Here is an 18,715-nt window from a genome sequence, read left to right as displayed (position 1 = left end):
GTCGTTTTGTAAAAATCACCGCCATTTAATCAGAACGTACATCAAGCTGGAGCCAAACATATCCGCCAAGGCGTGCATGAGAAAGAAAGGCAGTAGGTTCTTGACCTTGTACTTGTAAAGGAAATAGTAAAAGAGACCGTACACCACTCCGATAACCAAGGCCCACAGCATGCCCTGATAGGTGTGGAAAGAAATCCGAATGATAGTAGAGTAAGCCAGCGCCCACCACTTATACTTATCCTTAACAGAGGTCATAAGACCCAGAAAGAAGAATTCTTCATAGAAGCCATTGAGAAGTCCGTAGAGGATGGCCATAGGTGTCAGTTCAGCAAATTTCCGGAAGATTTCTAGCACATCTACATAAGACCAGAGAGTTGGATCAAAGTAATTATACTCGCCGCTCAGCGTCGTCACAATGTCACCAAAGAACCCTACTGCTACAAAAATAAGAGGAGTCCAGAGGAGAACCGACCAGCTCAGACGGATAGGAAGCTGCTTAAAGTCAAAGCGCCGAAACAATAGGTAAAGAATGGTCAAGACCAGCATCAGCAGCTGAAAATTGAAATTGCTAGAAAAAGCCGCTCCTTCAGTGGCTGTATTGGTCACCGTTTCAGTCGCTCCTGTGCTGGCAGCTGGTGCAAAGCTAGCTAGATAAAGCTCCGTTGAGCGATAAATAAACTGCCCAAACATGAGCAGGGTAATCACTGCAATATCAAACCATCTCAGCTCTTTCAAAGGCTTGGAGGGGCGTAGGTTTGTCAATAATTTCATCATTTTTCCTTTCACCAGCTGTAAATTTATGTCATCATTTCAGGTTCTTTTTTATATTTCTATCTTAGCACGAAAAGCTTAAATTTTTATTATTTACAAATTTATAAAACTTTTTTATTTTATTTTTATTAAATTGTCAGAAAACTCCTTTTTTAGAAAAATTTTTATGGTATAATAAAAGATGTAATTCTGATAGAAGAATCAGCCAGAAAGGAAGTCTATGTCCACTATCTCTGCAGCAAGTATCCAGGTCGCCTACGATCAAAAGGTTATTATTGACGGACTGGACTGCCAACTCGCCGAGGGAAAGATTACAACTATTATCGGTAGCAATGGCTGCGGTAAATCCACGCTTCTCAAGGCTTTTACCCGTATTTTGCCGACAAAAGCTGGCAGCATAACTCTGGATGGACAGTCCATCGCCCTACTGCCGACCAAGGAGGTGGCGCAAAAGATTGCCTTGCTTCCCCAAACCATGGAGGCGACCGATGGCATCACCGTCTATGATCTGGTCTCTTATGGCCGCTTTCCGCATCAAACTGGCTTGGGGCGGCTCAGTACAGAAGACCGGGAAAAAATCTGCTGGGCTATGGAAGCAACTCAGGTCAGCGAATTTTCGGACTGGCAGGTGGATGATTTGTCTGGAGGTCAGCGTCAGCGCGTCTGGATTGCTATGGCTTTAGCTCAAGATACAGAGACTATTTTTCTGGACGAGCCGACCACCTATCTGGATATGAATCACCAGCTGGAAATCTTGGAGTTGCTGAATGACCTCAACCGACTCAGCGGAAAAACCATTATCATGGTTCTGCATGACATCAACTTGGCTGCCCGCTTCTCCCATCAGCTGATCGCTATGAAAAATGGGCATATCCGATATCAAGGAAGTGTTGAGCAGATCATGACTTCGGATATTCTGAGAGACATTTTTCAGATTGAAGCCCAGATTATTCGGGATCCTATTCAGGATAAGCCGCTCTGCCTCAGTTATCAGCTCGTTAAATAAGTCATGTATTCATAGATAAGTTTCCCATATCTTCTTCATGGATACAGCTTCTAAACTTTTTATAGAATTGGAGGAAAAAATGAAAAAGTTTTTATCATTTGCCACCCTTACTGTCACCATCTTCCTTTTAGTTGCCTGCGGCAGCTCATCTAAATCTGAAAACTCTGCCTCTGCAGATAAGGTCGAGCTATCCAACAAGCCAAAAATTGACGGATTCCACTACTACGGCGATATTCCTAAAAATCCAAAACGGATTGCCAGTCTCTCCTCTACCTACACAGGCTATTTGCTGCAACTAGGCTTCGACCCTGTCACTGTAACATCCTATGATGCTAAAAATCCTGTCCTCAAGGAAAAAGTCAAAAACGCCAAGGTCCTGATGCCAGAAGATTTAGAGTCTATCGCTAAGCAAAAGCCAGACCTTATCGTAGTAGATGCCAGTGACAAAAATATCGATGAACTAAAGAAAATCGCTCCAACTATTGCCATCGATTATGGAAAAAATGACTATTTAGAAATCCTGAATCGCTTTGGCCAAATCTTTGGTAAGGAAAAAGAAGCTGATCAATGGATTGCTGATTGGAAGAGCAAAACAGCTGATATTGGCAAGCAGTTAAAAGAAAAGCTGGGACAAAATGTCACTTTCACGGTTGTCGGGCTATATGAAAAGGAAATCTACCTCTTCGGTAACAACTGGGGACGAGGCGGAGAAGTTATCTACAAATCTCTGGGATTTGACGCCCCACAAAAGGTGAAGGATGAAGTATTCCCAAGTGGCTACTTGCAAGTCAGCCAAGAAACGGTGAGTGAGTATATTGGCGATTATGTCCTGGTTGCTGCTGAAGATGATAAAACGGGCAGTGCCCTTTACGAAAGCGATGTTTGGAAATCTATTCCCGCTGTCCAACAGAACCATATCTTAAAAGTGGATGCCAACGCCTTTTATTTCAACGATCCATTGACACTTGAATACGAACTCAAAACCATTCAAGATGGCCTTGAAAAAATGAACTAGGCCATTCCTTGCAGAAACTCAGACTAGTGAAAAAACATTGCTAGTAAGCGATATATATCCTGACAGCTATTTGATTTTCGACTATATAAAGGATACCAGATGACGCTTCATACACTCTTCACTCAAAAAAATAGGCCAAACATCTTTTGGCTTGTTTTTTTCGCCCTCATTCTCCTGCTGATTAGCGGACTCTATCTCTACCTGCGCTTTGGCATTCCCAGCTACTCCCATCGGCAACTGATAGAAACCCTGAGCCATCCTTTCAAGGAAAGTCCAGCCCAGAACATCATCATAGATCTGCGCTTACCTAGAGGAATTGCAGCTCTGCTAGTCGGAGCTAGCTTGGCCGTTTCAGGAGCCATCATGCAGGGGATTACCCGCAATGCCATTGCTGATCCGGGACTTTTGGGGATCAACTCAGGAGCTGGCCTAGCACTCATCTGCGGTTATGCCTTTTCTAAGAGTATACACTACAGTAGCATCCTCCTGCTCTCACTTGCAGGAGCCTGTCTAGCCAGTATTCTGGTTTTTAGCCTCTCCTACCATCCTAGAAAAGGTTTTGAGCAACTACGTCTCGTCTTATCCGGTGCCATGGTAACAACACTCCTGACTGCCATCGGACAAGGCTTGACCATTTACCTCAATCTGACTAATGCTGTCATCGGTTGGCAGGCTGGAGGGCTTCTAGGAACCAATTGGAAAATGCTGCAAATCATTGCTCCTTTTATCCTATTAGGCCTCTTACTGGCTCAGCTATTTTCTCATCAACTAACCATTCTCAGCCTCAATGAAACAGTAGCCAAGGGCTTAGGCCAGCGAACGACTCAGATAACCCTGTTCTTTCTGAGTATTGTTCTACTGTTATCAGCGGCAGCCGTTGCCCTAGTAGGAAGCCTTGCCCTCGTCGGACTGATTATTCCACACTTTGTCAAAACCATCAGCGGAAAGAATTACCAAAAAATCTTGCCACTGACGATGCTAACAGGAGCGCTTTTTCTACTGATCTGTGATTTTGCTGCAAGTCATATGGTCGGTCTGCCTCTTAGCTCTATTATCAGTCTCGTTACGCTGCCAGTCTTCCTGTGGCTGATGAGAAAGGGGGCCTTCTATGAGAGATAAAAAACGGATTCTTTTGGTTCTAGTAAGCCTCAGCCTCCTGACTTTCCTAATTTTCCTACTGTCTCTATCATCAGGCGATCAGGAATTTAATATCGGTGAAGCTTTTCGATATCTGCTGGGGCAGGGAGATGATGGCAGCGCCTTTATCATGGAGCAGATCCGCCTGCCTCGAATTCTGGTCTGCCTTCTAGCAGGAGCTTCTCTAGGGATGAGCGGTGTACTACTGCAGACCTTTACTCGAAACCCACTTGCCGATTCAGGAACCTTGGGAATCAATGCAGGAGCTGGTGTTATCATTACTCTTGCTATCAGCAAGCTAGAAGTGACCGATCCTTTCTATATCCGCTATCTTCCCTTCATCGCGACCTTTGGCGGTATGATGACTGTAGCCCTTATTTACCTGATCTCACATCAAAAAGGCCAAGCTATCAGCCCCGTCAAGCTCATTATCGCTGGTGTGACCTTGTCAACCATTCTGTCTTCTAGTATGATTGCCATCACCGGCCGTGTCAATCAGAACAAACTGACCTATGTAGTTAGCTGGCTAGCTGGTAAGATTACGGGTAATAACTGGGAAAGTCTAGCTATTGCTGGCCCCTTCCTGCTTTTATTCTGGTTGCTGACCTATCTGCGCTCCCATAAGCTCAATATCCTCAGCCTAAATGATGAAACAGCTCTTGGTCTGGGGCTTCATCTAAAAAGAGAGCGGCAGATAACCCTGTTATTAGCCAGTGCTCTCGTCGCCTTTAGCCTATCCCTAGCTGGAAATATTGTCTTTATCGGTATGTTGGCTAGCCATATCAGCAAACGCTTCCTACCGAGCGATCATCGCTTACTCTTTCCAGCCGCCATGCTGCTAGGTGCCTTTATCATGACAGGGGCAGATACGATCACAAGAACCTTCCTCATCGGAAGCTCCGTCCCGACAGGCATTTTGATTTCCATTATTGGAGCCCCCTACTTCCTCTACCTTATGTATCAGCAAAAAAAATAATCAGCCGAATAATCGACTGATTGTTTTTTATTTATCCAAGCTGTTTTTGATACCTTCAACGGCACCTTCTACAGCTTCTTTAGCATCTTCAGCAACTTCTTTTGCTTTGGCAACTGTTTTTTCTACAAAGCCTTCTGCTTCTGTCTTGTTATCTCCTGTAACTTTGCCAACGCCTTCTTTAACAGCGCCTTTAGCTTGATCGAATTTATTTTCTAGTGACATATGATTGCCTCCGTTCTTTTTTACAGTATTTGATACCGTTTACAGTAGTATAAGTTTTTTCTTTTCAAAGGTCAACTATTCTGCTCATTCTATGAGAAAATCAGTCCAGCTGAAAAATCAATCTCTCCTTATCAAAGCTGGCCTGTAACTCATACTTGCCTGCTTCGTTTTGCCGGATATAGCCCAAGATTACTAGGCTATCGACAAAAATGTCCCGCCGCTTCTGCATGAGCTCATCCTTGCGGACATACTTGAGAAGAAAGGTCGTCATATACTTGAGTGCATACTCTGGATTGACATCGCCCAAGACAGCATAGAGGGGCTTTTGTGCCTCAGACAGGGAATACTGGCGCTGCATCTTGTAAAAATAATTTGCCAAGGTCAGCTTATCCCGCAGAAAATCTGTCTCTTCCAGCAAAACAGCCGCATTGGTCTGATTGGAAAGCTGAGTCTCAAAGCGTAGCTCCAACAATTCCTGATAGAGCGGACTATCATCACGGATAAAGATTTCCTGATCCAAACGCAAATCATCCAAACTTTCCAAAAGAGGTAGCGTCAGGTAATATCGCTTGTTCTCCCGCTTGATGTAGCCAGCCTTGATAAACTCCTCTATCGAGCGGTCAATACTAGCCACGCCCTCAAACTCTCTCTTAATCTCCCGCAGAATCACTGCCTCATGCTGATCCAAATAATCAATCAGCTCCTGGAAAAAAGGCTGGCGCGTCAAACGGCTGGGATTGATGATTTTAATCATGAAGTTCTCCTTTGTAGATGAGTTTTCTTGACTGAGCCAACTGGCTAGGATTCGTCCCAGGCTGACCTATGGGAACCGCTAAGCCCAAGTCACGATAATACTCCTGCCAAAAATCAGAAATCAGATTTTTCTCATCGCCAAACTGCATGGGAATCGTATCAAAAATCGGCAAAATGTCCGCAATATACTCCGAACAGTAAAAACAATCGGACTGCGGATAAAAGCCGAAATTGTAAGGCTTTCCTAGATGCAATTTGGCCCTTTTAAAGACAGCATCTGCTTCAATAGCTGGATAGCGATATACGTCATAAACATCCTCATCCTGCCAAAAATCAGACAAATCTTGATTGACAACCCCCTTCTCATGGGTTGCATGATAAATCTCACCATTAAAAAAGATGGCCACGTGGCTGTATGAGCCAGTTGCTGCTCGGATGGCTGCAGCAATTTCTGAAGATCCGACTGTAAAAATCAAATCTCCATCTTGTAAATCTTGAATCTTCATTTCTCTCGCCTATCAAAAAAGGAGCCGAGACTCCTTTTTAAGTATGAGGGGAATAGCCCTCATCTAGTAACTTATTTCGTCATTTGAGCTCTTTAAGCATTAAAACTTTCTGTCAGTTGAGGCACCACTTGCTTCTTACGAGAAACAGCGCCTGCAAGGAAAGCATGGTTGTTTTCAAGAACAAAGTTGAAGGCTGCTTCGACCTTGTCCATATTGCTTCCGATAGCCAAAATTTCTGAGTTTGAGTTAATAATATCTGTAATCATCAAGACAAAGTCAGAGTAGCCATTATCAGCGATTGCTTTTTCAATAGCCGCTTCGATTTCTGCTTGACGCTCCAAAACTTCAGCAATATCAACTGTGTTGACCTGTGCCACACGGACATTATTTCCATTCAGCTCAAAGGTTTTCGCATCGATGTCAATCAATTCTTCAGCAGACTTGCTAGCCAAGTTTGTACCTGCCTTAAGCATTGCCAAACCATACTCTTCCAAGTTGACACCAGCCAGCTCAGCCAATTCTGGTGCAATGGCCTTGTCAGTCAGATGAGTTGTTGGTGACTTGAGCAAGAGAGTATCAGAGATCAAACCAGACAGCATCAATCCTGCAATTTCTTTTGGAACTTCTACGCCGTGCTCTTTGAACATACGATAAACAATAGATGAAGCTGAACCAACTGGCTCCAAGCGCATGTAAAGTGGACTAGCTGTTTCAAAGTTAGCAACACGGTGGTGGTCCACCACGCCATAAACTTCAACTTCAGCAATATCTGCCACAGACTGCTGGAATTCATTGTGGTCTGTCAAGATGACTTGTTCAGCCCCTTCTGCCTTGGCAGATGTAATCACGCGCGGTGCAGCCACGCCAAAGTAATCTAAAACAAAGGCTGTTTCTTCATTAGGCTCACCCAGAGCAACAGCTTCTGTATCCAAGTCATAAGCTTCACGAGCCAAATAAGCAAAAGCGTAAGATGAACCAATGGCATCTGAATCAGGATTTTGGTGACCGAAAACTAAAATTTTAGACATGATAAACCTCTTCTTTTATATAATGTTTATTGCATTTATTTTACCACAATTACAGGCATTTCACAAAAGCAGAAGGGCATTTTCTAAAGAAAAATGGACTGGTCAACCCACCAGCCCATTTATTCATACTCAAAATAGATTAGCTATTATGTACCCGATTCATATACTCTGTATAGGATTCAGTCTGCATGAGTTCCTTAGCATTCTTGACCCGATCAGCTGTCGGAGGCTTAACCCCTTCCAGCTTGTAAGGGATGCCCAGCTCCCGCCATTTGAATTCACCCATGGTATGGTAAGGTAGAATTTCAAACTTATCAACATTCTTCAGCGTCTTTACAAACTTACCTAGCTCAATCAGGTCATCATCACGGTCGGTCAATCCTGGCACCAAGACGTGACGAATCCAGACTGGCTTTCCAATGTCAGACAAGTACTTGGCACAAGCCAAGATATTCTTGTTGGTCTGGCTGGTCACAATTTTGTGCTGTTCTTCATCAATCTCCTTGATATCAAGCAGGACTAAGTCGGTAACTGCCATAAGCTTGTCAAATTTTTTCAGATAACGAGGCGTATTTCTGAAAGGCAGGGCACAGGTATCCAATGTACAGTGGATGCCCAGCTCCTTAGCCTTGGTAAAGAAGGCAATCAGAAAATCAATCTGCAGCAAGGCTTCTCCTCCGCTGACGGTGATGCCGCCTTTATTGCCCCAGAAGCCCTTATAACGAAGAGCTTCTTGCAAGACATCATCCACTGTCCGCAACTGAGATTTGTTGGTCTCCATTTCCCACGTGTCCGGATTATGGCAATACTGGCAACGCATGTGGCAGCCCTGCAAAAAAACAATAAAACGGATACCCGGTCCATCAACAGCTCCAAAACTTTCGGTGGAGTGGACCATGCCCGTTACCTTTCCATAATCAACTGCTTCTTCAATTTTCTCTTCAACCATCGCGCAACCTCTTAACTCTGAAAACGTTTTATAACTAACTACATTATAACATGATTAAAGCAAAAATAGACTTAATTTGCCTATTTTTTAGAAAACAAACTGTTTTTCAGTTTCATTTTCAGTGTTTTACAACAGATGAAATTTTAGGGAGAAAGCTGATTAAGACTTGCTCTTAGAAGCTGGCAAATAAAAAATCAGGGAAGATTCTCTATTCCACCCTGATCTCACTTTTAAACTGATTTTAGTTAATTTCGACTTCTCTTTTTGAGAGTAAAAGCAAACATCAGCAAGGTCAATCCCAAGACTGCCCAGCCATTGTTATTTTGACCGGTCAGCGGGAGTCCCTTCTTCTTGCTGCCAGCAGTCTGTCCTTGTCCAGCTTGTTTAGACGACGAAGGATTGGTCTGAGACGGAGCTCCTTGTTCTGCTGCTACAGAAGATTGTCCAGTTGATTGAGACGGCTGGGAGCTGTCAGATGTTGAAGCTGCAACATCCTTAGAAAAGTCCAGCTGCACCACTACTGGATCATGGTCTGAAGCTCTGCCATGTTCCTCCATGAAAGAGGCATTGATATGGACAGGCGCAAAGACTGCCTTGCCTGCTAGGTTCTTCGAAATGAAAATGTTATCCAAGCTTTGGTTGCTGCCGCGGTAGAAATAGGAATAACGGTCAGCCGCATCATGTTCCTGCATAAGATTAATGAGTTCATTACCCGCCAGTGCTTTAGCCGTTTCGGAAAATTCAAAATCATTGAAATCACCAGTCAGCACAAACTTAAGGTTAGGATTTTGTCTCAGCCCTTCTTGAATAAAGCTATTTAAAATTTTAGCCTGCTCAATTCGGGCTGCCTGCGTATGCTGAACTGCTGGCTGAGCGGAGCCATAAACAGCATCATCCCCAATCTTGGACTTCAAATGATTGGCGATAACGACGATATGCTGTCCCTTGAATTCAAACTCAGCTGCCAAGGATTTACGAACCTTTGTAAAGGCTGGATTTGTTGGAGCAATCCGGGCAGGATTCTTAACCAGATGACCACCGGAGAAGCTAGCCGCTTCGTCACTCGTACCGGCTTCTTTTTCGACTAACTTCACCCGATTTGGATCGTAGAGAAAGGCCACACGGATATTAGAGCCGGGCTTGCCGCCATCTTGACCGTCAAGTGGGGCAACTTCGGTGTACTTATAAGTTTTTCCGCCCAATTCTTTGATGCGGCTCGCTAGTTTCTCACCGCTTTTGACACCACTGGTCGTTCCGTCATTGACACTGCCATTCTCATCTTGAACCTCGATGAGCGTGATGATATCTGGACTATGGATTTCATTGATGAAGGAATTAGCGATTCTAGTCACTTTTTCCTCAGGCGTTTCACCTTTTTTAGCATTAGCAGAAAAATTCTCGATATTGTAGGAAGCAATAGTCAGCTTGTCTTCGCTTGGATAGATAGGAGAGACCTGTCTCTGCAAGCCCCCGTCCACCAAATCAGGCAGCTGAGTCGGCTCCAACTTGTAAATCTTCCCACGATAGGTCACGACTCCGACCACATCTCCATTGAAATAATCCTTGGCCTTGGCAATGAATTTATTGCCAACATAGACTGGAATGGTTGCTGTATTTTGAGCGTTTGGACGAAGATTGAGACCTCCGATATTGTTTAGCGGTAAGGCTTGGTAGCCTTCCGGCAAGAGATAAATATCTCCACGGTACTGCGGGCCTAAAACTCGGGGACTCTTCACCGTCGTCAACATTCCTTCCAAACTTTCCCAGTAGTCCAACGCTTCACTTTGAGGCTGATAATTATTAATATCGTTATCGACCGTATCCTGAGGCATATTAGCCACGATGTCTACTGGAGCAGGTAGGTCAGCTTTCCCTTCCTTGGTCACCTTGGAAGCGACAAGCATGGTGACTGTCAAACTACCACTGGGCTTGTTAAAAGTCTGTCCCTGACGAACGCTGAGCTCTTCCATATAACCTTCTTTGACGCGTCCTTCAAGACTAAGTTTGTCTCCGACATCAACTTTTTCTTTAGAAACAACATAAAGAGCATCAGAAGTCCTGCTATTTCCATCAGGAGTCAGGTCTTGAACATAAAAACCATAGCGGTCTGTTTTCGTCACAACTACATTGGAAACTTGAACCTCTTTGTCCTCATAGGGAGAGGTTTGTGATTCTCCCTGAATGGTTCCCACATTGGGCACAACTTCAGGTCCGCTAGCCGCGGCTTGTGCTGCAGCTGGGGCTTGGTCTGCCTTTTCCACTGCCTCTGTAGAAGCTGCCTTTGACTCTCCCGATTCTGCAGATGAACTCTCTGCTTGACTGGCAACCGACTCATCGCTTACAGTCGGATTCTCTGTGAGAGCTGCCGCATCTGAAGTCGACGAACTTACCGCTTCTTCTGCTCCGACCGGTTGGCCAGAAAAAAGCAGGGACAGAAAAGCAGCTAGCAAGACCACTGTAGGAAAAAGCTGCTTGTAAGAAACTTGTTTTTTCATGAACTTCTCCTTTTCTGTATAAATGTATATTATCCTATTTAATTTTTATTATAAAGAAAAGAATCAAATTTTGCAAAGGCTTTCTTAAAATTCTGTATTAGTTTATCTATGTTCACAAAAATACTTGTCTAGGCTGGCCCAACACAGAAAAAAGAATCTGGAATTTTTTCCAGATTCTTTCGAGACTTTAGTTTTCACCTACTAAGATAGCCAAGGTTTCGTAAGGCTGCAGGGTCAGCACATGGTCAATCTGAGTCTTGCCGTAATTGGATAGGAGAACCCGACTATTTTGATAATCCGGCAGGATGTCCAGCGTAATCGGATCAGCATAAAAGTTGTTAAGGACTAAAAGTTTTTGTCCTTGCCACTCCCGCTCAAAGGCATAGACCTGGGGACTGTCCTCATAGGCTGGCTGATAGCTTCCTTCTGCAATGATCGGCAGTTCCTTACGCAGGGCAATCAATTTCTGATAAAAGGTAAAAATCGGTCCCTTGATTTCATTTTCCACATTGATGAGAGGATAGGATTTGCCCGCCTTCAGCCATGGAGTTCCTGTTGTAAAACCTGCATTGACCGAATCATCCCACTGCATAGGCGTCCGAGAATTATCACGAGATTTAGCCTTGATGATCCTGAAGGCTGCTTCTGGCGATTGACCTTCAGCAAGCAGACTCTGGTAAGCATTGAGAGACTCGACATCCACATAAACTTCCATGGAGTCGTAGTCAGGATCCACCATCCCAATCTCCTCACCCATGTAGATATAAGGCGTCCCTCGCGACAGATGAATACTGGCTGCCAACATGGTCGCCCCTTCATTGCGGAAATCCTCTACATCGACAAAGCGATTGAGAGCTCGCGGCTGATCATGGTTGTTCCAAAAGAGGGCTGACCAGCCATCATGATCGCTCATTTCCTTGCCCCAAGTATGGAAGAGGCGTTTTAACTCTTCAAAGTCAAAGGCCTTAAGAGTCCACTTCTGTCCAGCTTCATAGTCCACCTTGAGATGATGGAAATTAAAGGCCATAGATAGCTCCTGCCGGTCTGGTGCGGTGTAAAGAATGCAATTTTCAATCGTCGTAGCGCTCATTTCGCCAACCGTCATAAAGGAATCGTCCTGCCCAAAGGTCGCTTCATTCATCATACGCAGATAGTCATGCACGATTGGCTTATCAGTATAGGCCGGCTTGCCCTCCTGCTCTGGACAGTCCAACAGCACCTCATCTTTTCCGATGACGTTGATGACATCAAAGCGGAAGCCCTTGACGCCCTTGTCCCGCCAAAAATTCACCACTTTAAAGAGCTCTTGACGAACATTGGGGTTGCGCCAGTTAAGATCAGCTTGAGTGACATCATAGAGATGCAGATAATATTTGCCCGTATCGCCAAATGGAGCCCAGGCGCTGCCGCCAAACTTGGACAGCCAGTCCGTCGGCTCATCCCGCAGGATAAAGAAATCCTGATAGTAGGAATCCCCAGCCAGTGCCTTTTGGAACCACTCATGTTCAATTGAGCAGTGGTTAAGAACCATGTCTAGCATGAAGTCAATACCATACTGCTGGCCGACCTTGACCATCTCTTCAAAATCTGCCATATCTCCAAAGATAGGGTCTACCGCAGTATAGTCAGAAATATCATAACCATTGTCCCGCTGCGGACTCGGATAGAAAGGATTGAGCCAAATCATATCTACTCCCAGCTCTTTCAAGTAGGGAAGTTTTTCAATAATCCCTCGAAAATCTCCCAAACCATTGCCAGTTGTGTCTTTAAAAGATTTTGGATAAATTTGGTAGACAACCTTTGTTTTATCAAGTGTCATATTTTCTCCTTTTTTGAGAAAAGGGACAGATTTTAAAGCACCGTCCCTTTCTATAAGTCATTTCATTTTTCTTTAAAGTGGCTTAACGTTCATCAACTGACTTCCTCGCTCAACTGCCCGAGGAAGTTGTTCAAGTTCCTCCACTTGATAACTGTCTGAGTTTGTAATGATGACTGGTGTTTCTGTTACATAGCCTGCTTTCTTAATCATGTCTATATCAAAGGAAATGAGTTTGTCGCCAACCTTGACCTTATCTCCTTGAGATACATAACCTTCAAAGCCTTTGCCCTCCAGATTAACAGTGTCCATTCCGATATGCATCAGGATTTCAACACCTTCATCTGACAAGATGCCGATGGCATGCTTGGTTGGGAAGAAGACGGTTACTCTACCATTAACTGGTGAAACCAACTCACCTTGGCTAGGGACAATGACAACTCCACGCCCCATCAAACCTTGCGCAAAGACAGGATCCGTTGCCTGATTCAATTCTTTGACTTCCCCTGCCAACGGACTAGTAATCGTTACAGGAGCTGATGAATCAGCTGCTTGCACCTCTGGAGATGACTCGGCTTTGGTTTGCCCAGCAAATTCTGCCTCTTCCTGAGCTGCAAATTCTGCTTGCAATTCTGGATCTTCCTCTGCCTTCGTTAAGAAGCCTGTCTTGTGGAAGAAGAAAGTCAGGAACATTGGTACAAGGATTGCTACAAGCATAACTAGAAGGAAAGGAAGCCAATAGTTTGCTTGAATAGAAAGGATGGCTGGTAAGCCACCGACACCAATACCAGTTGCTGTAACATTAAAGCTAAGGGACAAGACTCCGGCAATAGACGAACCAATCATCCCCGCAACAAATGGGTAAACGTACTTGACATTGACCCCAAAGAGAGCCGGCTCAGTAACTCCAAGGTAAGCAGAAATGGTCGCTGGAAGCGAAATTTGTGCCTCTCTTTCATCACGACGATGCATGAGATAGTAGGCAAATACAGCTGAACCTTGAGCAATATTAGACAGAGCAATCATGGGCCAAAGAGCTGTTCCACCATAATCATTAGCTAACTGTGTATCAATCGCATTGGTCATATGGTGAAGACCTGTAATCACAAACGGAGCATAAAGGGCACCAAATACTGCACCAAACAACCATTTGAATGATCCTGTCAAACCAAGAAATACGAACTTAGACATTCCTTGTCCAACCCACCAGCCAAAAGGACCTAAAATCGTGTGAGCCAAAATCAAAGCTGGAAGCAGAGAAAGCAAAGGAACAAAAATCATAGAAATCACTTCCGGAATCCGTTTACGCCAGAAAATTTCTAAGTAAGAGAGAGACAGACCAGACAAGAGAGCCGGAATGACCTGACCTTGGTAACCATATTTGTGAAACTCAAGTATCCCAAAATACCAAGTGTAGTCTTTAGCAATCACAGCTTTAGAGGTATTGGCTACATCATAAGCATTCAGCAAATGTGGAGAAACCAAACAAATACCTAAGACAATCCCAAGAATCTGACTGGTTCCCATCTTACGGGAGATAGACCAAGTAATCCCCACTGGTAAGAAGTGGAAGACTGCTTGTGCCGGCAGCCAAAGAAAGTCATTAACATTGCTCCAGAATTTGGACACATCCACAATTGTATTATAAACCGGTTGTCCATTTTTTACTTGTGCAACTCCATCAACAATCTTTCTACCCAAAGCTTCAATATGCACGCCCTCAAGGACATTGCGGAAGCCAAGGATTAACCCTCCGACAATCAAGGCTGGAATCAAGGGTGTAAAAATTTCCGCCAGAGTGGCCATAACCCGCTGAAGGGGATTTTGCTTGCTCTTGGCAGCAGACTTGGCTGCTTCTTTTGATACTCCTTCAATACCTGATACAGCAGTGAAGTCATTATAAAAGATTGGCACATCATTTCCAATGATGACTTGGAATTGCCCAGCATTTGTGAAAGTTCCCTTGACCACTGGAATTGCCTCAATAGCCTTGACATTGGCCTTTTTATCATCTCCAAGTACAAAGCGCATCCGCGTTGCGCAGTGACTAACTGCTGTGACATTCTCTTTGCCGCCGATTGCATCTAGCAGATCCTTGGCTTCCTTCTCAAATTTTCCCATTTGACTACTGGCTGAATGAGAATCCAGCACTCTCCTTATATTTTTTACGAGTTAGTTTTTCAACACATCTCTACAAATTATTGTAATCGATTTCAAAGATGTATGCAAGTTGTTTGTTGAAAATATCCCTCATTTTTGATAAAATTTTCTATGTTGTATGCAAAAAAGAAAACAAGTGAAGTTTATGATGAAGAAATACAAACAATTGTTCAAACAGATTGAGAAAGATATTTTAGACGAGCGTTATGCTGTCGGAGACTTCTTACCCAGCGAACATCAGCTGACAGAAGACTACCAGGTTAGCCGCGATACAGTCCGCAAGGCTCTGGCCATGCTGCAGGAAGAAGGATTGATTGAAAAAGTCCGCGGACAGGGTTCCAAAGTCATCAAGCAAGAACAGTTTGACTTTCCTGTGTCTAAGCTGACCAGCTATCAAGAAGTAGTCAAGCAAAATAATATGCAGTCCAAAACCAATGTTGTCAGCTTGGAAAAGATTACCGTAGACCAGAAACTATCTGACATCACTGGCTTCCCTCCCTACCGACTGGTTTGGCGAATCGTCCGTCAGCGTGTTGTAGACCAAATCGCCTCGGTCTTAGATATTGACTATTTAGACAAGGGTATCGTCCCTCACTTGACGAGGGAAATCGCTGAGCAGTCCATTTATGCCTATTTGGAAAATGACTTAAAACTCAACATTGCCTATGCCAAGAAGGAATTTACCATTGACCACGCCAATGACCGAGACAAAATTCTCATGGACCTAGGCAAGGACCAGCAGGTTGTCTCTGTCAAATCTCAGGTCTATCTGGCAGACGGCCGCCAGTTTCAATATACCGAGAGCCGTCACAAGCTAGACAAATTTCGATTTGTGGATTTTGCTAAGAGACAAAAAGAATGATTTTGAGTTCCACCCAGATTACAAAACCACCCCTGCCTTCCAGCTGGCAGAGGTGGTTTCTTTTATAAGTAGTCTAAGGCTGCCTTGTTTTGGAGCGACAAAGAGCCTCAAAATTTCTTTATACTTGTTTTAGGAGATTTATATGAAAAAATTAGTTAAGGGTTTCTGCTGCTTTTTAAAATTTACTGATTCTTATTACTTCCTTTCTTACTTCTTCGCCTGAGAGAATGTCAATATTTGCTTATCATATAGGGTAACTTTAGATGTCATTGGACTGTCCTCATTTCTATTTTGATGGTATTAGTATAATCCCAGAAACTTAAGACAGACTTATAAAAAACTTGAAGGAAACTTAAAAGGCTGAGTTTATTTCTCAGCCTTTTCTGCTTCTTCAATAATTTCAGAAATTTCAACCTTAACCTTCGTAACACGGCCATTTTTAACCTTGTCATTGGTCAAAATGAGTTGCTTATTTTGACTTTCGACTTCGTAGCTAATGCGTTCTTTCGGATCTGGAATAGTCCCTACACAAGTCAAGTAATAACCAGCTATCGTATCCACATCGTCGCTTTCAATTTCAACTTCAAAATATTCATTAAAGTCATTGAGAGTCATGGTTCCTAATACGATGTAGGTATTCTCACCGATTTCATGGACTTCGATTTCAGCCTTGTCAGTCTCATCATCAATCTCACCGACAATCTCCTCCAAGAGATCTTCCAGTGTGACCAGACCAGCCATTCCGCCATACTCATCCAAGAGAATCGCCATTTGATTTTGCGTATTGCGCAGCTCCTTAAGCAAATCATCGACAAACATGGTTTCCGGTACAAAGAGCGGCTCCTGCAAAATCTTACGCAGAACGATATTGTCAAAACCATTGATGAATCCTTCATTAAGCAATCGCTTGGTATGAATCAGACCGATGACATTGTCCTTATCCCCATCATAGACGGGAATCCGCGAAAAACTCTGTTTGAGAATGCTTTCGATAATTTCTTTGGTGTCATCCTGAATGTCCACCATAAAGGCATCCGTCCGCGGCACCATCAGTTCACGCGCCATCAGCTCATCCAGAGAGAAAATCCCCTGCAGCATCTCAATCTCATCTGCATCCAAGGTCTCCTCACTATTGGTTAGCATATACTCAATCTCATCCCGTGTCATCTTTTCGTCTGCATCATCAAACTTCATCGGGGTTATCCGGCTCAGTAGATTAGTCGACGCTGACAGCAACCAAACGAAGGGACTGACAATCTTGCCAAGAAAAATAATAACTGGTGCAGCCCGCACAGCTAGATTGTCTTTCAGGTTCATGGCAATGCGCTTCGGATAAAGCTCGCCCAAAACAATAGAAATATATGTCAACAAGACCAAAGCCAAGAAAGTTCCGATAGCACGTGCTGTTTCGGAATTTCCCATCCAAGAAGAGAACAGTTTTCCCAGATTATCCGCAAAGCTGGCCCCAGACAGGATATTGATAACTGTAATCCCAACCTGAATAGTTGATAAGAAGTTATTGGGGCTTTCTAAGACTGCCAAGAGACGGATATACTTGAGGTCCCCCTCTTCAGCCTTTTGCTCCACACGCGCTCGATTGAGCGATACCATTGCCATCTCAGCTGCTGAGAAAAAGGCATTTAACAAAGTCAATATAAACAGTAGTAAGGCTTGCCATAAAATATTCTGACTGCCAGGGTCTTCCATTGATTCTTTCTCCTCGAAAAGTATAGGTAAATCTGATTATATCATATTTTTAAATTTAGTGCACAGGAAATGAAAATAAGACGGAAGGCCTTCCTTCCGTCTTATTTTCTGGTATCGAGACTCTGGAATCAATCGATTTCCAAACTCATCCTTATTTATTAATAATCCCAAACTCTTCGTTCTTCTTCTGCTGCTGGGCTTCCTTGTGATTATCATAGAGGTTAGCCAAGAACTTGGCGATTTCCTTGAGGATAGAATAGGTCGGGATTGCCACAATCATCCCCAGCACACCATAGATATTGCTGGATAAGAGCAAGAGCACCATGATGGTAATAGGATGGACCTTCATCACACCGCCAACGATACGGGGGTAGAGGATATTACCATCGACCTGCTGGATAATCAACATGTAAATCAAGGCCGCCACCATCTTCTGAGGATCGGTAAAAGCATACGTAATGACCATGGGAATCAAGCCGATACTCGGTCCTACATAAGGAATCAGATTAGCCAGACTGGAGAAAATAGCAAAGACCAAAGCGTACTTGAGCCCAATCACGCTATAGCCAATATAGGCCAGAGCACCGATAATCAGGGCATCGATTGAAATTCCGCTGATATAGCGGGCAACAGTAGCATTGAGATTAGTCAGCAAACTAGAGATATTGAGCTTATCGCGCTTGAGGACTGTCCGCTCCAGCATGGGCAAAAGCTTATGGCCGTCCATGAGGAAGTAAACCAAGAAAATCGGTGTCATAATCAAAATCATCAGCGTATTGACGACTGCTGACAGAACACTACCCAGACTGTTGGTCACACTGTTGAGAATATTCTGCAGAATATCCACATAAGACAGATTGAGCTGCTGGATGGTGGACTGGATATTCAGATTTCGAAAGAGCGGATTTTTAGATAATTGATTAACAAAACTTTGAATTTCCCAATAAAGTCCTTGCGTTGAATTAATCAAACTGCTCAGCTGATTAATCAAAATCGGCAAGAGGTAAATAACGCCCAAAGCAATTAAGCCAAACAAAAGGCTGAGCGTGATCAGAATCCCAATCATTCGGTTGATTTTGAGCTTGTCCTGGAGAAATTTCACCAGCGGATTCGTAATATAATAAAGAAATCCTCCCACAAGAAAGGGAATCAAGATGGTATTCACAACGCTAACAATCGGGGTTATCATATCCCCCATTTGGCGCCAGATAAAGAAGATAATCGTTAGCAAAAGGACCTCACTGGTCCAAAACATCAGCTTACTTTTATGAAACATTTGACTCCTCCTATCAGTTATTTTACCATAAATTTT

16 protein-coding genes are annotated in these 18,715 nt (G+C 43.7%); 5 read left to right on the top strand and 11 right to left on the bottom strand.

Going from position 1 to position 18,715, the window contains the following annotated elements; genetic code table 11:
* Nucleotides 1-15 precede the first annotated feature (15 nt).
* On the bottom strand, nucleotides 16-771 hold the full coding sequence (locus O3627_RS00435) for a CPBP family intramembrane glutamic endopeptidase (protein ID WP_009659084.1): 756 nt from the start codon (nucleotides 769-771) through the stop codon (nucleotides 16-18).
* 220 nt (nucleotides 772-991) lie between these two features.
* Here O3627_RS00435 and O3627_RS00430 point away from each other — a divergent pair, with 220 nt between their 5' ends.
* From O3627_RS00430 to O3627_RS00415, 4 genes are all read left to right on the top strand, one after another.
* Nucleotides 992-1,777: an ABC transporter ATP-binding protein gene (locus tag O3627_RS00430; protein ID WP_125382861.1), complete on the top strand. Its 786-nt coding sequence runs from the start codon at nucleotides 992-994 to the stop codon at nucleotides 1,775-1,777.
* A gap of 79 nt (nucleotides 1,778-1,856) precedes the next feature.
* A complete protein-coding gene (locus tag O3627_RS00425) occupies nucleotides 1,857-2,792 on the top strand; it encodes an iron-hydroxamate ABC transporter substrate-binding protein (protein ID WP_125382862.1) in 936 nt (311 codons plus the stop codon).
* Nucleotides 2,793-2,891: 99 nt separating this feature from the next.
* Nucleotides 2,892-3,911, top strand: a complete 1,020-nt coding sequence (locus O3627_RS00420) for an iron ABC transporter permease (protein WP_125382864.1) — start codon at nucleotides 2,892-2,894, stop codon at nucleotides 3,909-3,911.
* A complete protein-coding gene (locus tag O3627_RS00415; protein ID WP_125382866.1) occupies nucleotides 3,901-4,905 on the top strand; it encodes an iron ABC transporter permease in 1,005 nt (334 codons plus the stop codon). Before O3627_RS00420 ends, O3627_RS00415 begins: the two co-directional genes overlap by 11 nt.
* A 27-nt stretch (nucleotides 4,906-4,932) precedes the next feature.
* Here O3627_RS00415 and O3627_RS00410 read toward each other — a convergent pair whose 3' ends face one another.
* The 8 genes from O3627_RS00410 to treP all read right to left on the bottom strand — a co-directional run bounded on the left by O3627_RS00410 (nucleotide 4,933) and on the right by treP (nucleotide 14,795).
* Nucleotides 4,933-5,127 (bottom strand): CsbD family protein, encoded by a 195-nt coding sequence (locus O3627_RS00410; RefSeq protein ID WP_002894655.1) that lies wholly within the window; start codon nucleotides 5,125-5,127, stop codon nucleotides 4,933-4,935.
* A gap of 100 nt (nucleotides 5,128-5,227) precedes the next feature.
* A complete protein-coding gene (locus O3627_RS00405) occupies nucleotides 5,228-5,881 on the bottom strand; it encodes a DUF1803 domain-containing protein (RefSeq protein WP_125382867.1) in 654 nt (217 codons plus the stop codon).
* Nucleotides 5,874-6,386, bottom strand: coding sequence for a YiiX/YebB-like N1pC/P60 family cysteine hydrolase (locus O3627_RS00400; RefSeq protein ID WP_049544211.1), 513 nt, complete (start codon nucleotides 6,384-6,386; stop codon nucleotides 5,874-5,876). Before O3627_RS00400 ends, O3627_RS00405 begins: the two co-directional genes overlap by 8 nt.
* Before the next feature lie 92 nt (nucleotides 6,387-6,478).
* Nucleotides 6,479-7,414: a manganese-dependent inorganic pyrophosphatase gene (locus O3627_RS00395; RefSeq protein ID WP_125380330.1), complete on the bottom strand. Its 936-nt coding sequence runs from the start codon at nucleotides 7,412-7,414 to the stop codon at nucleotides 6,479-6,481.
* Nucleotides 7,415-7,553: 139 nt separating this feature from the next.
* Nucleotides 7,554-8,363 carry a pyruvate formate-lyase-activating protein gene (pflA, locus tag O3627_RS00390; protein ID WP_125380328.1) on the bottom strand — a complete coding sequence of 270 codons (810 nt, stop codon included), beginning with the start codon at nucleotides 8,361-8,363 and terminating at the stop codon, nucleotides 7,554-7,556.
* A 245-nt stretch (nucleotides 8,364-8,608) separates the two neighbouring features.
* Complete coding sequence (locus tag O3627_RS00385) at nucleotides 8,609-10,858, bottom strand: endonuclease/exonuclease/phosphatase family protein (RefSeq protein ID WP_343092034.1); 2,250 nt, start codon at nucleotides 10,856-10,858, stop codon at nucleotides 8,609-8,611.
* 187 nt (nucleotides 10,859-11,045) lie between these two features.
* A complete protein-coding gene (gene treC / locus O3627_RS00380) occupies nucleotides 11,046-12,677 on the bottom strand; it encodes an alpha,alpha-phosphotrehalase (protein WP_002920592.1) in 1,632 nt (543 codons plus the stop codon).
* A gap of 72 nt (nucleotides 12,678-12,749) precedes the next feature.
* The gene (gene treP, locus O3627_RS00375; protein WP_002899775.1) at nucleotides 12,750-14,795 is read right to left on the bottom strand and encodes a PTS system trehalose-specific EIIBC component; all 2,046 of its coding nucleotides are present in this window, start codon (nucleotides 14,793-14,795) and stop codon (nucleotides 12,750-12,752) included.
* A gap of 187 nt (nucleotides 14,796-14,982) precedes the next feature.
* On the opposite strand from treP, the gene treR reads away from it, so the two are divergent.
* Complete coding sequence (gene treR / locus O3627_RS00370) at nucleotides 14,983-15,696, top strand: trehalose operon repressor (protein ID WP_343092042.1); 714 nt, start codon at nucleotides 14,983-14,985, stop codon at nucleotides 15,694-15,696.
* Nucleotides 15,697-16,062: 366 nt separating this feature from the next.
* Here the strand turns inward: treR and O3627_RS00365 are convergent, their stop codons facing one another.
* Both O3627_RS00365 and O3627_RS00360 read right to left on the bottom strand, forming a co-directional pair.
* Nucleotides 16,063-17,403 (bottom strand): hemolysin family protein, encoded by a 1,341-nt coding sequence (locus tag O3627_RS00365; RefSeq protein WP_343092033.1) that lies wholly within the window; start codon nucleotides 17,401-17,403, stop codon nucleotides 16,063-16,065.
* Nucleotides 17,404-17,554: 151 nt separating this feature from the next.
* Nucleotides 17,555-18,679, bottom strand: a complete 1,125-nt coding sequence (locus tag O3627_RS00360; protein ID WP_002894636.1) for an AI-2E family transporter — start codon at nucleotides 18,677-18,679, stop codon at nucleotides 17,555-17,557.
* Nucleotides 18,680-18,715 lie beyond the last annotated feature (36 nt).

Source organism: Streptococcus sp. 27098_8_82 (genome assembly GCF_041431615.1).
In the GTDB taxonomy this organism is placed as follows: domain Bacteria; phylum Bacillota; class Bacilli; order Lactobacillales; family Streptococcaceae; genus Streptococcus; species Streptococcus sanguinis_K.
Note: the sequence above shows the minus strand (reverse complement) of the source record. Positions and strands in the feature narration are given on the sequence as shown.

Coding starts and splice junctions, on each gene's coding strand:
- O3627_RS00415 (WP_125382866.1), top strand. CDS start 3,901: ATGAGAGATAAAAAACGGATTCTTTTGGTTCTAGTAAGCCTCAGCCTC.
- treC (WP_002920592.1), bottom strand. CDS start 12,677: ATGACACTTGATAAAACAAAGGTTGTCTACCAAATTTATCCAAAATCT.
- O3627_RS00405 (WP_125382867.1), bottom strand. CDS start 5,881: ATGATTAAAATCATCAATCCCAGCCGTTTGACGCGCCAGCCTTTTTTC.
- O3627_RS00400 (WP_049544211.1), bottom strand. CDS start 6,386: ATGAAGATTCAAGATTTACAAGATGGAGATTTGATTTTTACAGTCGGA.
- O3627_RS00435 (WP_009659084.1), bottom strand. CDS start 771: ATGAAATTATTGACAAACCTACGCCCCTCCAAGCCTTTGAAAGAGCTG.
- O3627_RS00365 (WP_343092033.1), bottom strand. CDS start 17,403: ATGGAAGACCCTGGCAGTCAGAATATTTTATGGCAAGCCTTACTACTG.
- pflA (WP_125380328.1), bottom strand. CDS start 8,363: ATGGTTGAAGAGAAAATTGAAGAAGCAGTTGATTATGGAAAGGTAACG.
- O3627_RS00420 (WP_125382864.1), top strand. CDS start 2,892: ATGACGCTTCATACACTCTTCACTCAAAAAAATAGGCCAAACATCTTT.
- O3627_RS00410 (WP_002894655.1), bottom strand. CDS start 5,127: ATGTCACTAGAAAATAAATTCGATCAAGCTAAAGGCGCTGTTAAAGAA.
- treR (WP_343092042.1), top strand. CDS start 14,983: ATGAAGAAATACAAACAATTGTTCAAACAGATTGAGAAAGATATTTTA.
- O3627_RS00430 (WP_125382861.1), top strand. CDS start 992: ATGTCCACTATCTCTGCAGCAAGTATCCAGGTCGCCTACGATCAAAAG.
- O3627_RS00395 (WP_125380330.1), bottom strand. CDS start 7,414: ATGTCTAAAATTTTAGTTTTCGGTCACCAAAATCCTGATTCAGATGCC.
- O3627_RS00360 (WP_002894636.1), bottom strand. CDS start 18,679: ATGTTTCATAAAAGTAAGCTGATGTTTTGGACCAGTGAGGTCCTTTTG.
- O3627_RS00385 (WP_343092034.1), bottom strand. CDS start 10,858: ATGAAAAAACAAGTTTCTTACAAGCAGCTTTTTCCTACAGTGGTCTTG.
- O3627_RS00425 (WP_125382862.1), top strand. CDS start 1,857: ATGAAAAAGTTTTTATCATTTGCCACCCTTACTGTCACCATCTTCCTT.
- treP (WP_002899775.1), bottom strand. CDS start 14,795: ATGGGAAAATTTGAGAAGGAAGCCAAGGATCTGCTAGATGCAATCGGC.